Origin of the sequence: Desulfovibrio sp. (assembly GCF_019422935.1) — a bacterium.
Lineage (GTDB): Bacteria > Desulfobacterota > Desulfovibrionia > Desulfovibrionales > Desulfovibrionaceae > Desulfovibrio.
On sequence record NZ_JAHZCJ010000001.1, the window covers coordinates 288264 to 302480 of the forward strand.

Annotated in this window: 9 protein-coding genes and 1 pseudogene; 4 read left to right on the forward strand and 6 right to left on the reverse strand. The window is 56.1% G+C overall.

The window, feature by feature from the left end; translation table 11 throughout:
- Positions 1 to 22: 22 nt before the first annotated feature.
- The 4 genes and pseudogenes from cutC to QZ383_RS01270 all read right to left on the reverse strand — a co-directional run.
- Positions 23 to 2581, reverse strand: a complete 2559-nt coding sequence (gene cutC, locus QZ383_RS01255) for a choline trimethylamine-lyase (protein WP_291442367.1) — start codon at positions 2579 to 2581, stop codon at positions 23 to 25.
- 58 nt (positions 2582 to 2639) lie between these two features.
- Positions 2640 to 4091, reverse strand: coding sequence for an aldehyde dehydrogenase family protein (locus tag QZ383_RS01260; RefSeq protein ID WP_291442368.1), 1452 nt, complete (start codon positions 4089 to 4091; stop codon positions 2640 to 2642).
- 20 nt (positions 4092 to 4111) lie between these two features.
- Positions 4112 to 4378 (reverse strand): BMC domain-containing protein, encoded by a 267-nt coding sequence (locus QZ383_RS01265; RefSeq protein ID WP_291442917.1) that lies wholly within the window; start codon positions 4376 to 4378, stop codon positions 4112 to 4114.
- A 93-nt stretch (positions 4379 to 4471) separates the two neighbouring features.
- Positions 4472 to 4708, reverse strand: a pseudogene (locus tag QZ383_RS01270) (BMC domain-containing protein); the annotation flags it as partial.
- 493 nt (positions 4709 to 5201) lie between these two features.
- Here QZ383_RS01270 and QZ383_RS01275 point away from each other — a divergent pair.
- A complete protein-coding gene (locus QZ383_RS01275; RefSeq protein WP_291442369.1) occupies positions 5202 to 6050 on the forward strand; it encodes a MerR family transcriptional regulator in 849 nt (282 codons plus the stop codon).
- A gap of 183 nt (positions 6051 to 6233) precedes the next feature.
- Here the strand turns inward: QZ383_RS01275 and QZ383_RS01280 are convergent, their stop codons facing one another.
- Positions 6234 to 7808 carry an outer membrane homotrimeric porin gene (locus tag QZ383_RS01280; protein ID WP_291442371.1) on the reverse strand — a complete coding sequence of 525 codons (1575 nt, stop codon included), beginning with the start codon at positions 7806 to 7808 and terminating at the stop codon, positions 6234 to 6236.
- A 659-nt stretch (positions 7809 to 8467) separates the two neighbouring features.
- On the opposite strand from QZ383_RS01280, the gene QZ383_RS01285 reads away from it, so the two are divergent.
- The 3 genes from QZ383_RS01285 to QZ383_RS01295 all read left to right on the forward strand — a co-directional run bounded on the left by QZ383_RS01285 (position 8468) and on the right by QZ383_RS01295 (position 12582).
- Positions 8468 to 10354 (forward strand): alkaline phosphatase family protein, encoded by a 1887-nt coding sequence (locus QZ383_RS01285; RefSeq protein WP_291442373.1) that lies wholly within the window; start codon positions 8468 to 8470, stop codon positions 10352 to 10354.
- Between the two features lie 91 nt (positions 10355 to 10445).
- Entirely contained in the window at positions 10446 to 10994 is a 549-nt protein-coding gene (locus QZ383_RS01290; RefSeq protein WP_291442374.1) for a hypothetical protein, read from the forward strand.
- A gap of 607 nt (positions 10995 to 11601) precedes the next feature.
- A complete protein-coding gene (locus QZ383_RS01295) occupies positions 11602 to 12582 on the forward strand; it encodes a hypothetical protein (RefSeq protein WP_291442376.1) in 981 nt (326 codons plus the stop codon).
- A 52-nt stretch (positions 12583 to 12634) separates the two neighbouring features.
- On the opposite strand, the gene QZ383_RS01300 is transcribed toward QZ383_RS01295, so the two are convergent.
- Positions 12635 to 14053, reverse strand: coding sequence for a sigma 54-interacting transcriptional regulator (locus QZ383_RS01300; RefSeq protein WP_291442378.1), 1419 nt, complete (start codon positions 14051 to 14053; stop codon positions 12635 to 12637).
- Positions 14054 to 14217 lie beyond the last annotated feature (164 nt).

A 14217-nucleotide genomic window follows, 5' to 3' on the forward strand; every position in this document is an offset into this window, starting at 1 on the left:
GTTGCCGTCAGTACCGGGCGGCCTAGAAGTGGCGCAGCACGGTTCTGCTGATGATTTCGTCCTGAACGTCCTTGCACAGCTCGATGAAGAAGGCGCTGTAGCCAGCCACGCGCACAACCAGATCGCGGAAGTCCTTGGGGTTCTTCTGCGCATCAAGCAGGGTCTGGTTATCCAGATAGTTGAACTGCATTTCGCCGTTGCCCAGGATGCTGGCCGTGCGGATGAGGGTGATGACGCCCTGTTCGCCTTCGGGGGTATCCAGCAGACCGGACATGAGCTTGAAGTTGTGCACCATGCCGATGTTCATGTTGTCGTTGGACATCTTGGACACGCTCTTGATGATGGCGGTGGGGCCTTTGACGTCCGCGCCCTGGGTGGGGCTGATGCCGTCGGAAAGGGGCTGCCATGCGCTGCGGCCGTTGGCGGATGCGCCAAGCAGCTGGCCGAAGGGCGTGTTGTTGGAGATGGACAGGGTGCCGTGGCTCAGGATGGAGTAGAGCGTGCGGTACTTGCGGTGCTCCTGCTCGGTGAACGACACAAGGTCGGCGGCGATGTTGTCGGCGTAGTCGTCGTCGTTGCCGTACTTGGGCGCGGCGAGGCAGTCTGCCAGCACGGCGTCGTAGCCCTTGAAGTCGGCCTTGAGGGCTTCGTTCATGTATTCAAGCGTGTACTTCTTGTCTTCGTACACAAGCTTCTTGATGGCGGCCATGGAGTCCACGTAGGTGGCAAGACCGCTCCAGACCACGCCGGGGCCGAAGTTGTACATGGCGCCGCCGGAGGCCACGTCGCAGCCGTGTTCCATGCAGCCTTCGTACATGATGGACATGAGCGGCTTGGGCGCAAAGTCGCGGTGCACGCGCTGGGAAATGACCGTGGCGACGCTGGACCACTTGGTGATGTAGCGGATCTGCTCCTTCACCGCAGCCTCGAACTTTTCGTAGGTGTCAAACTGGCTCAGGTCGCCGGAGTCGGGGCAGACCTGCTTGCCGTACCACAGCGGCACGCCGTGGTTGAGCACCAGTTCGATGCAGATGGGCCACTGGGTGTAGGCAGTGGAGGTCCACTGGTAGAGGCGGCCCGCTTTCTGCGGTTCCACGCAGCCCATGAGGCAGTAGTCGCGGGCGTCTTCAATGCTCACGCCCTTGGCCAGCATCATCTTGATGTGGGTGTCGTCAAAATGCACGGCGGGGAAGCCCATGCCCGAGCGGATGACGGCCACGATCTTCTTGAGGTATTCCTGCGGCGAGGAGTTGTGCACGCGGGTTGCCAGCGAGGGCTGGTAAATACGCACGTGGCGCACGGCGTCCATGAGCAGGTAGGTCAGCTCGTTGGTGGCGTCGCGTCCTTCGCGGGTAACGCCGCCCACGCACATGTTCACGAAGGGCTGGTATCCGGCAAAGAACTTGGAGCTGCCTTCGCTGGTGAGCCACATCATTTCAGACATCTTGATGAGCATGCAGCCAGCGAGATCAAAGGCTTCGCAGGGGGTCATGCGGCCAGCTTCGATATCGGCCTTGTAGAGGGGGTACATGTACTGGTCAACGCGGCCAATGGACATGCCTGTCTGGTTTTCTTCAACCACCAGCAGTGATTCCACGGTCCACACGGCCTGAATGGCTTCCCAGAAGGTGGTGGGAGCGTGGGCGGGAACGCGGGCGTTGACCTCGGAAATTTTGAGCAGTTCGGCCTTGCGCTTGGGATCGTGTTCTTTTTCCGCAAGCTGGGCGGCGTATTCCGACATGCGCTTTGCATAGCACATGACGCCTTCGGTGGTTTCGATAACCGACTTGTAGAAGTAGATTTTGTCGATATCTTCGGGATTGGCGTAATCCAGGTGCGTCAGGTGTTCCTGCGCTTCATGCTGAATGTCCAGCATGCCCTTTTTCATCAGGATGACGTCATAGCCGGGGTTGGAGTCCCCGCCGCCGTTGAGGGCGTGGTACGAGCAGTCGGACACGTAGGATTCGCCCGAAAGTTCCCACAGGCCAGCTTCGCGGTACTGGGCCTCGCAGTATTCGTCCACGGACTTGCCTTCCCAGTAGGGGAAGATTTCTTCGCGCAGAACTTTCTTGTCTTCTTCAGCAAGGTGGAAGGGGTCCTGCGGGCGGGAGCCGATGGTGTCCAGCTCGTCGCGCAGCCAGCGCCAGGAAATATCGGGCGAAAACGCGCCAGCGCGCGGCGCGCCGTTGGGTGCGCCCACGATGAGTTCATTATCCTGAATGACCAGGGGCGCGGTTTCGCAGCAGTAGCGGAAAGCCTTGGCGCGCAGCAGAATGCGCGGCATGCCGGGGTTTTCGCTGTCAATCTTGGTAATGGCGCGCGCACGGTGAATGGTGATGCGCGGCATCTGCAAAAGATAGTTGGTCTTGAGCTTGAGGTGGCGCTCGGTAGGGCCGTCAGGCACGTTGACGCCGTCAGACACGCCAGCCTTGGGGCCGGAATGCTGCGCGGGGGCAGTGGGCGTGAGGGTAACAGCCGAGCCGGAAGACGTGGCAAATATCTTGCGCAGCGTTTCGCGCTCTTCGGGCGTCAGGCTTTTGGTGACTTCTGCTATCTTTTGAGTAAAATCATGAAGATCCACGTTGATTCCTCCATGGTTTGCGATGGCGGCTCCGGCTGCTGCCGGGGCTTGTTCCGCATCACCTGTTCAATTCATTGAGAGCCTTGCGCAAAACGCGCCGCAGTGCGTCTGAAACGGGGTCGGCCTGGTCGCTCTGCTGTTCCCTGAACGAGAATCCGCGAACGCCGTAACCCACCTTGCGCCGATAAATGAGATTCATTGGTGAAATGTTGTCGGAGCTGAATCCGTGCCCGGCCAGACCGCTGCCCTGCGTCATGGAAGGGAATAGGTCGGTGGTGAGGCCCATGCCGCCAAAAGCGGCAGGCGTGTTGACCAGCATGCGGGCCACGGGCTTTTTGAGCGCGAACTGCTGGATGATCTCTTCATCCTGGCTGTGGATGGTCATGGTTTGGGCGTGACCCTCGCGCAGCAGAAGTTCGAGGCATTTTTCGCAGGCATGCCGCCAGTCCGGTTCAACATAATAGGCAAGCACAGGGGCCAGCAGTTCCCTGATAAAGGGATCGGCGGGGTCCACGTAGCGGCGTTCAACCAGCAGCACACGCGTGCCCTGCGGCACGGCAATGCCCGCCTTTTCGGCCAGCACGGTTGCCGATTGCCCCAGCATGGCGCGGTTGCGGCGGCCATTGGGATGAAACATGGTTTCGCTCAGGGCCTGGGCCTGCGCCTCGTTGATAAAACAGGCACCGCCCGCCTCAAATGCCCGGCGCGCCTGCGGCTCGATCTTGCCGTCCACAATGACGCACTGCTCGGCAGAGGGGGCCAGCCCGTTGTCAAAGCTCTTGCTGGCAAGGATGTCGTCCACGGCCTTGCAAATGTCGGCAGTGGCTTCAATAAAGGCCGGGCCGTTGCCCATGCCGCCGTAGATGAAGGGCTTGCCGCTGTGGCGCGCCGCCTCAAGCATGCTGTCCCTGCCGGTTACCAGAACCAGCGCCACAAGACGGTGGCGCATGAGTTCTTCAATGCCGCTGTCGGCGACCATGGTCAGGCAGGTCACAGAACCTTCGGGCAGGCCCTGGGCCTGACCGGCGGCAGACATGGCCGCCACCACGCGGCTGGTGCATTCCACGGCGTGCTGGTGGGGGCAAACCACAATGGAATTGCCCGCCTTGACCGCCGCAAGCACGTTGCAGATGGTGGTGGAAACCGGGTTGGTGCAGGGGCTGAGGGCGGCTATAACGCCCACGGGCACACCCACTTCAAACACGTTTTGCGCGGCATCGGCGCTCTGGGGCAGCTTGCCCACGCAGCGCATGCCCCGCACGCTCTGTATGACGCGGCGGCAGGCAAAAAGGTTTTTGGCCATTTTGTCCTGCCATACGCCGCATCCGGTTTCTTCGTGGCTCATGACGGCAAGCGACTGGGCCTCAGCGGCGGCGGCTTCAGCCATGGCTTCCACCACCGTGTCCAGCGATTCCTGAGGCATGGCGGAAAGCCGCGTCTGAGCGTCAGCCGCGTTTTCAGCAAGGATGCGAGCCTGCTGGATGGAAATAAGATCCTTGTCGCCGATCATGTTTCCTCCGATGAACCCGGTCAGCTCAGGGCGTAGCGCCGTACAAGCCTGACAAGACGATGGTGGGGCGTGGGAATCACAGCGGAGCTGTAAACGGTAGCGCCCATATTGTTCACGGCCTTGATGCCGGCGGCCACGGCGGCCTGCACAGCAGCCACATCGCCCTGCACAAGGGCGGAGCAGTAACCGGAGGCCACGTTTTCGTAGCCGATCAGTTCCACGTCGGCGGCCTTGATCATGGCGTCCGCACCTTCCATAAGAAAGACGATGCCAAATGTTTCAATCATGCCCAGGGCGCGCAGACCGGGGTCGTCTTCCTGTATTTCGTCCAGCGTATGCGCACGGACAATGCCGCTCATGCCGCGCGCGGGGCGGGGCATGACGTTGGTGGCCGTAAGCTTGCCCACAGAGGCGGCAGCAGAGGCACCAGCGTCAACAGAGGCCTTAACTGCGGCCACATCGCCCCGAACCATGATGGTAACGAGCGTGGAGCCAACGTTTTCGTAGCCGACAAGATCAACATCTGCGGCTTTAAGCATGCTGTCCGCGCCATAAATGGACGGAACCATGCCAAGAGTTTCAATCAGGCCAAGGGCTTCTTCACCTGTATACTGCATACAACTCACCTCGTGGGGACCCGTGTTCGTGTCCGGGCATAGCCGGGCGGAGCAAATCTCCTAGTTCCTTTCTAGCCGTTCCCCTATAGGGAAAAGTCAAGCCATATCCCGATTTTTTTCGTCTTGTGTGTGAAATTTGTTGCAGCCCTTGCGGAATGCGGGTTTTAGCCTTTTGCATGGCTGCTTTTTGATTTTTCCGCCTGCTGCGCGGATATGCGAGCGCCTGGCGGCTATGGAGCGCGCAGAGGGATCAGCGGCATTTTTGCGTTTAATTACGGGCTTGTCGCAAGAATGTCTGCTTTTTGCGGCAAAGGGCGGCGACCTTCCCTAAAACTGGAACCTTGAGCCAGATTTGAGGAAGCGGGCGCAGGGAGCTGGTTCAGACGGCATGAACACCTTGCGGAGGGGGCATGAGAGGAAGAGGGCGGAACGACTTTTGCACTATCAAGGAGGGTACGCCCCAAGCCGGACACCGCACATCCAGGAGAGCTTCATGAATTCTCAGCGCTACACCATAAGCGAAATGAGCGAGACTTCGAATATTTCAAAAAAGGCCCTGCGTTTTTACGACAAGCTGGGCCTCATCACGCCTCGCTTGCGCGGGGCCAACAACTACCGATATTACACGCATGAAGATGTGCTCTCCGTGCCGCCTCTCAAATATTACAAGCAGATGGGATTCCGGCTTGAAGAAATCCGCGCGGCTTTTGATGCGGACAGCAACGCCTCGCTGAGGGCCCTGCGCGAGATGTTTACTACCAAGATGCAAGACCTGCGGCAGGAGGAAGACGTGCTGCGTTTGCGCTCGGCCTCCATCCATGACTGGCTTGAGCTGCTGCACGAGGCGGAAATGGTGCTGGATAACGACCTGCGGCAGGTCTCGGTCAAATATGTTTCTCCGCAGAATCTGCTGTTCCATGACGAGGTGTTCTCTCTGGACATCAAGTCCACCATCATCAATATGGGATTCACCAATTATGTTGAATCACTGGATAACAACATTGCAGGGCCGGTTATTGTTCATTTTTCTTCGGTAGAAGACAGGCTGAAAAAGGTGGAGCAGCCCATACAGGTTTTGCAGCGCCCCATGCGCCCCTGCAAGCCGGAGCTGATGCTGACCCTCGGCGGTGTGCTCATGGCGAGCTGCTATCACATTGGCCCTTACGAAACCATCAGCGACTCCTACCGCAAGCTGCAACGCTGGTGTGCGTCCAACAGCTATGTACATGCTCCTGATGCCTTTGAACGGTATGTCACCGATTACTGGACAACCAACAATGAAGCACTTTTTGTGACCGAGGTTCTAGTGCGGGTGCGTCGCCCCAACGACACGTTCATTTAGGCGAAGCCATGCCGCCGGGCGTTGTTTGGCACAGCCCGGCAAAAGTTAAGGCCGTTGCCTGGAGAGTCCGGGCAACGGCCTTTTTGTGCCATACTACAGCGCAGAGCATAAAAATGGGCCTGCCGCCGACCAGTATGCGTGGTCGGCAGCAGGCCTGTACCGGAGGAAGGAACCGCCGGATCTTTAGAACTTGTACTGGAAGACCACCTGACCCTTCCAGGCATCCTGCTTGGAGTAGGAGCCGAAGTTCTGGTAGCTCTTGTTCCAGGTGCTGCTGTCCATATAGTTGGCCACGTAGCCCAGTTCAACGTTCATCTCAAGATTGTCGTAAATCTTGTAGGAAGAAATCACGTTGAATTCCAGCAGACCATCATTGGTGGTCATGTACGGGCCGTCAAACATATTGGACGTGGAATCCCACGCATTGGCATGGTCCATGTACTTGACCATGGCGGGGCTGTTTGTGCCGCCCCAGTATGCCACGCGGAAGGTGTGGGTGAGTTTGTCGAGGAAGCTGACGTCGCGGATCTGCGCGCCAAAGCCCCAGGTGCCCGCGTAGGACAGGGACTTGTCCATGAAGTTGACGTTGGGGCTCCAGCCGAGGTTGCCATCGCCCATGAAGGACGTGAAGTTGCCGTAAGCACACACGGAAGGCAGGCGTTCGGAACCGTTCTTGACGTTGCCGTCATCGCCGGAAGCGTACCAGCCAAACACGCCGGGCACGCCCCAGTCGAGCTTGTATTCCACGAGGGCCTTGGCCAGCCAGCCCTGACGCTGGGTGCTGCCGTGGACCACATCATTGGCGTTGTTGCGGCGCATCACGTTGAAGCTGCCCATCTGTTCGACAAAGCCGTAGTTGGTGTCGAATTCAATGTTCCAGGGTTCCAGGGCAGTAACCTTGACAGGCAGGCCAGCCCAGAACACGGTGCCATAATCCTTGGAGGCATTGGTCACGCCGGTCACGTTAAGGCCGTGGAACCCGCCGATCTTGTTCAGGTAGGGGTACAGGGTGGTGGCGGGGGAGCCGTCGCCCAGACCGTAGTTGGTGAAAGCGCCAAACTTGCCAGTGTTGCGGCCCATCATGCCGGGCATGACCCAGGGGGTGATGCTGATGCCGTCAAAGGTCAGGGGCATGCTCAGGGCAAACAGGTCCATGTTATCAAGATAACTGGCCTTGTCGTTGCTGATCACGTTGTTGTAGGTGCCGCCCTGATAGTTGTCGTTGAAGGGGCGCATCCACAGGGCGGTGAGGCCCACGTTTTTGTTAAAGGCATAGTTGCCAACCACAGCGGCAGCCTGGGTGTCAAACACCGCAGAGCCGCCAGCGGCGTTGGGCAGGGCCAGATACTGCAAGCCCATCTTGAACTTGAGATCAGTCTGCGGAACCGACCACTGCATGTTGGCCTGGGTCACGCGCACCAGGGTGCCGTCCGCACCAAGGGATGAACCCTGACCGGATCTGCCCCAGTCCTGCGGGCCAAGCTTGAACTGCACGCTGCCCATCAGGTTTTCTGAGGCAACGGCATCAAGAAAGAGCAGAACGCGCTGACGCGAAACAAACTGGTCGGAGTTGTTGGCCTTCTGTTTTGCCCCACTGGTCGTCACGTCCTTGGTCAGGCTGGAATCGCCCACGCCAAAGCCCATCGACCAGATGCCCCGTGCCTTGAAATCCACCGCTTCGGCAGACTGCCCAAACGCCAACCCCAATGTAAGCGCAAGAGCTGCTGCGGAAAGAATGGTTTTCCGTTTCAAAGACATAGTACCTCCCAAGTTAAACGTTATCCATTTGCTACAGCCTGATTCAAAAGAGAGCGCGGGCGACATTGTCCGCGCTCAAGGGAAGCGTATCCGATCCTGCCGGGCGAGGTCGGGCTCGGCTGGTCTTGTGCAGGGGATGTAAAGGATGCAAGGGGAAGGTGCGGCGCTTTGCGCAAAGAGGCCGCCGCAGGGCGCAATGCCGTGCAGGCGCTTATGTGCAAAGAGAGAGCTGTGGAATACAGCAACAGGCATGGGTGCAGCCAAGGACGCCTCACGGTGTGTTTGGTCGGGAACAGGTTTGTTGCATAATTGCATCCTGTGTGCCAAATTTCACCATATTGAAATAATTTACTTTTTTGCTGTATTACTTATGAATGGGGTAAATACGCGGCAGAGTTGTCGTATGTTGCGACAAAAAAATTTTCTATAAAAATTAAATAAATTAAGTATGATAACAATTTTGATTGAAAAACACGACACATTTGTCGCTTATTTGGACGCCGTCGCATGTTCCACAAAGAACGGATTGGAAAAAAGTGAGGTCTGGCGGGCATGGCAAAAGGGCAGAGGATGTTGTGAATCATTTGGCATGCAAATTGAAAGGAGGGGCGCGTTAATATCACAACAGTGCCCGTCGGTACTACGAAGGAGTTTTAATCATGGCTGCAAAAGCAAAGCGCGCCGCCCTTATAGGTTACGACTGCCTTATTCCTAAAAGGCTTGAAGTAATGCTCGCTCAGGGGGGGCTCGATAACTTCAGAAAGTTCATGCAGGAGGGCAGCTACATTCCCGAAGGCTTCAATCTGCCTACGGTCACTCCGCCGTCCTGGGCCACTATCTGCACGGGCGCATGGCCCCGCACCCACGGCGTGGAAGACTACTATTACTATCATGAAGGCCGCAGCCTTGATTACAAGGAAACCTCGCAGGCTTTCGGCTCCAGCATCCTCACCGCAGAGACCATCTGGGACGCGTGGGACAAGGCTGGCAAGAAGTGCCTCGTGGTCAACTACCCCATGTCGTGGCCGTCCAAGATGCAGCACGGCGTGATGATCATGGGCGAGGGCCTCAGCCCCGCCGAAACGCGCTGGCCCCTGCACGGCAACGAGCACAAGGAATATTTGTGCTCTGAAAGCGTTATCTCCACAGATTTTTATCCCATGGGCTCGCAGGGCACCTTTGACGATGCCGAAGGCTGGGCCAACCTGCCGGAAGGCGAAGAACCCCTTGAAATGAACGTGCGCATGCACTTCAAGGAAGCCATCGAGCCTCTGGAAGATCAGACCTGGCATTGCCTTGTGTGGCAGAGCGGCGATGAAGGCTATGACCGCATGGCCCTTTGCCCTGAAAAGGACTACGCCAAGGCCTTCTTTACCATCCAGCTTGGGCAGTGGAGCGAACCCGCCCAGCACGACTTTACCGTGAAGAGCGATGGTCGCACCGAAAAAGGCGTGTTCCGCGCCAAGCTCATGCAGCTTTCTGATGATGCTGAAGAATTCAAACTGTATATTTCCGGCATTGCTGGCCGCTGCGGCTTTATCGCCCCGGCAGAAGCCGCCGCGCAGATTGATTTCAGCAAGCACATCACAGCCAACGATATTGGTCTGGTCGCCTATCTGCATGGTATTATTGATACCGATACCGTGTGCGAACTGGTGGACTTTCACAGCGCATGGCTCTGGAACACCATTGAATCCCTCATCAAGGCCAACGCGGACTGGGATCTCTTCTACATGCATTCCCATCCCATTGACTGGTTCTACCATGGCTGGCTCAGCGAGCTGGACAGCACGGACGATGCTGTTCGCACCAAAGCCGAAAAGATGGAACGCTACATCTACGAAGTGGAAGACCGTCTGCTTGGCCGCCTCATGGACATCATGGGCGACGAAACCGTCATGTGCGTGTGCTCCGACCACGGCGCAACGCCCCTTGGCCCCATCCTCAACACGGCCCACGCCCTCAAGGAAGCGGGCCTGTGCTCTTACGAACCCAAGAAGTCCGAGAACTACTGGGATATCTACGAGGAAACCGAAGGCTTCAACTACGTGCTTGATGTGAGCAAGTCGCTTGCCGTGCCGCAGCGCTACATGTTCGTGTACGTGAACCTGAAGGGCCGTTATCCCGGCGGTATTGTTGAGCAGGAAGACTACGAAAACGTGCGTGACCGCATCATCAACGCCCTGCTGGACTACAAGCACCCCGACACGGGCGACCGCCCCGTGCTGCTGGCCGTGCGCAAGGAAGACGCGCACGTGTTTGGCATGGGCGGTGCTCAGGCTGGCGATGTGGTGTACGTGCTCAAACCCGAATACATGGCCGAACACGGTTACGGCCTGCCCACCGGCGAATCCGGCTGCGGCAGCCTCAAGAACCTGCTCATGTTCCGCGGCCCCAACATCCGCAAGGGCTACCGTTATACCCGCCCGCGCTGGCTGGCCGACATTGTGCCCACCTTCTGCTACATCACGGGCAATCCTGTGCCCGCCGATGCCGAAGGCGCGCCCATCTACCAGATCATGGAAAACCCCAATCTGGTTGATTAATTCTCCTTGCCGGGGCAAGGGTAAGGCTTTTGCCCCGGCACGATAAAACACAAAGCCCCGCGTCAGCGGGGCGGATGACAAGGATAAGATCATGGCTGAAAAGAAAGCGATTCTCCTGATGCTGCCTTCCGTTGCGCTTAGCGGCGCATCCGAAGCGCTGGACAAACTGAAGAAAAAGGCCGTCCTGCTGGCCAATGCCGACAGCGCGGGGCTGGAAGCTCTGGCTTTGGAACTTGGCGGCAAAAAGGTTGAAGCTGCCGCCCTTGAAGGCGCGGAAGACGCCCTGCTGGTGGTTCAGGGTGACGAGGCCGCTCTGGCCGCCGCCCTGGAAGCCGCCGACCGCCGCACCCTCGTGGTGGTTGCCGCCGCTGACGGCGTGGCCTTCTATGGTCTGGCCGTGGACAGCAAGGCTGGCTCCGTTGCCCGCGCCGTCAACGCGCAGGACATTGCCGTTACCATTGCCACCATTGCGGATCTGCCCGTCAGCGCCCAGTGCACCGGTGGCATCATTTATCAGGCAATGAAAAATCCCAACCTCAAGCTTGATGAAATCAGAAAGCTCAAAGAAGCCCTGGTGCGCATGGAATCCGTTATCCAGCGCGATAACCGCGAACCCTGGGACAAGCACGACTGCGCGTAATTTCCTTGCCGCTGTGACCGCGCCTGCCGTGTGGGGGCATGGCTTGCGCGGTTATCTGGAACCGCAGCCGGGCTGCGGTTCCGACCCATACCTTCCTCCAAGCGCCTGCGGGGATTGAGCTTCATGTTCAGTCACCGCAGGCTGTTGTTTTATCTATATGCGAGCAATTTAAACCTGCTTAGCACGATTTGGTTGGTGGAAAGGTTTGCGATAACTGCTTGTTACGGTCTTTTTCTGTATTTGTTTAATTGTTGTTTGGATGTGCATGGCAATAGTTAGCATTCTTATATTTTTATAACTGCCTATTGTGGCATCACTATTTTTATTAAGTGCTGTAATGTTGTCTGTGTACTTGTTATTCTCTGATAAATTTGGAATTGTTAAAATTAAGTAATCAGTAGTGCTTTTGGCATAATGTTCATTATGTTTTGATAAAAGTCAGCATTTGTCATTAAAGTGTATATGTAAATAATAAGTGTAAAAGTGCTAGTGATGTTGATGTTAGCGTGCAAATTCACGTTAGGCTGAATATACCGTGAATGTTTACCAAGTTTGAATGAGGGGTAGTGTGCGATTGTTCATTTAGGTTTGACAATTGGGGGAATACATGAAGTTTCTCGAAGCAATTGTTAACTTTTTCTGGAGGGCATCGCTCCGGTTTCGATCCGTTCAGCCCGCTAAAATATTTGTGGCCGCACAAAGGCACTATTTGCTGTTGCGGCTCTTTTTTGTAGACAGACAACGCCAGCTTGAAAATGTTGCCTGTGATGTTCTGTATATTTCTCCACAAAAAATATTGCTTAAATCAAACAAACATTTTTTGCCTGATATTCTTAAAGGTGAACGTTGTAGCCTGTATGTAAAAGTACCTCATGCAATTGCAGAAAAGTATCTTGGAATTTCATATCCTGCTATCAGGCATGGTTTTATTTTTAAAACACGGATTGTCGCAAATTATATAGATACTAAGTCAAAGCAGTGCATTGTTGAGATTGCCATGCCCCCAAAATATGTGCAGCGCGATCTGCAACGGCATGAGCGCGTTGGACTTACGCCGTTGATGCTCAAAAAAATTTCCCTGTGGATTTGCAACAACCAGTTGCCGAAATCTATGAATGATATAGATAATGCTACATTTGGCTATGTTGATGAAAGTATATGTTCTCCGATACGTGTAGTGAATCTGTCTGCAGGTGGCTTAAGAGTGCAGCTTGATAGTTTTAAGGGTTTTGAAAATCCACGCAGGCAATTGAACAAGCCTATAATATTGAATATTGTATTGTACAAGACGTTACGCAAAGAACTGTCACTATGGACAGTCTGCTCGTGTGTCAAAGTCCATTTCAGCCCACAATTAAAGATATTGACCCTGTTTTTAAAATTTGTGCGCGTATGGGATGATCCCAATGAAGGCGGTACAGGCTGGCGCGTTATTGATCGCGAGGGCATTGCTGCCATTGAGGCCTGGGTGGACAATGATTATTGCATGCTGCTTGATAAAAACCACATGGTTTCTGATGAATTATGCCGCTGCTTTGGTCTTGATCCTGTTAACACGCGTAAAAAAAATCCCGCACGCCGTTCGTAACAGGCATGCGGGATAAGATAACATAGCTTCCTGTCTTGCAGGCAATTGCCTTCTAGCCGTGCAGTTTTTCATTCCCCCCGGACATTCTGCGCATTTTGCGTTGCAGGGTGCGCAGGTTCAGCCCCAGTTCTTCCGCTGCTTTGCCCCGGTGCCAGCGGCACTTTTCAAGCGTTTGCCGGATCATGCGTTCTTCCAGTTGCAGTACGGCCTGCTCAAGGCTGATGCCCTGGGGCGTGTTGAGCAGTAAGTCGGCCCGCCCGGCATCCCCCAGCGAAAGAAGCGCCTCGTCGCCAAAGGCAAGGTAACGGTCAAGAAAGTTGTGCAGCTCGCGCACGTTGCCGGGCCAGTCATACTGCTCCACGGCCAGCCGCACATGGGGCGGCAGAATAAGGTTCAGGCCGCGTTTTTCAAGCCACGCCTCCACCAGCAGGGCAATGTCGCCGTGGCGTTCGCGCAGGGGTGGCAGGGTGATGGAAAGCACGTTGACGCGATAATAAAAATCGGAGCGCATGGTTTTTTCGCGCACCATTTTTGAAAGATCCTGGTTGGTTGCCGCGATGAGGCGGAAGGATGATTCCTTGGGCGTATTGCCGCCCACGGGAGTATACATTTTGTTTTCAATGGCCCTGAGCAGTTTGACCTGAAGGTGCAGCGGCAGTTCGCCTATTTCGTCCAGAAACAGCGTGCCGCCGTTAGCCGCGCCTATGTAGCCCTCTTTATTGGCGTGCGCGCCAGAGAACGCCCCCTTCACATGCCCGAAAAATTCGCTCTCCAGCAGTTGCTCGGGGATTGCGCCGCAGTTCACCGGAACATAACGGCCCTTGCGCCCGCTGTATTCATGGATGCTCTTGGCGGCCAGGTCTTTGCCGCAGCCTGTTTCGCCGTAGATGATGACGTTGGAATCGGTTTCTGCCGCTTTGAGAATCTGGCTGTACACGCGGCGCATGGGCTCGCTTTTGCCCACAATGTTGCCCAGGCCGTAAAGATTGATAACAGAGGTGCGCAACTCGCGATTTTCTTCGCGCAGGGCCATCTCCTGAAATTTTTGCTCGCTCACGTCCATGATCAGGCCTTCGAGATACCGCAGAACGCCCGAATCGTCGTACACCCCTTCCCCCTGATCCCACAGCCATTTGACACGTCCAGAAGGCAGCAAAAGCCGGTACATGACCTGATACGGCTCATGAGTGACAATACTGTCGCGTATGGCTTTGCGGCTGGGGCCGAGGTCATCGGGGTGGGTCATCAGTTCGATGGTGTTGTGGTGGTCAAGCACCATGTCTTCGGCTGGCACCCCCAGCAATTCGTAGCTGCCCTTGCTCACAAACTCCAGTTCATACTGGAGATAATCACTTTCTGGCGCATCTATATTGAGGATGCGGCATCGGTAGGCCATGCCGGGCAGGTGATTGAGCAAGCGGCGATAGCTTTTTTCCACATTAATGGGGGGAACTGAGGGCGATGAAAGCATGTGGCGGCAACCTTGCAAAAAATGTCGTTTGTCGCGACACAAATGTCGCTTCCGGCTCGGGATACTAGCGGCATGTGCCATAAAACACAAGCGCAGATGGCGTTGTGAAGCCAAGGGCAATCTGATGGCACTATTAGTGCAATAGGCAGGCCAAATCGCGCGAG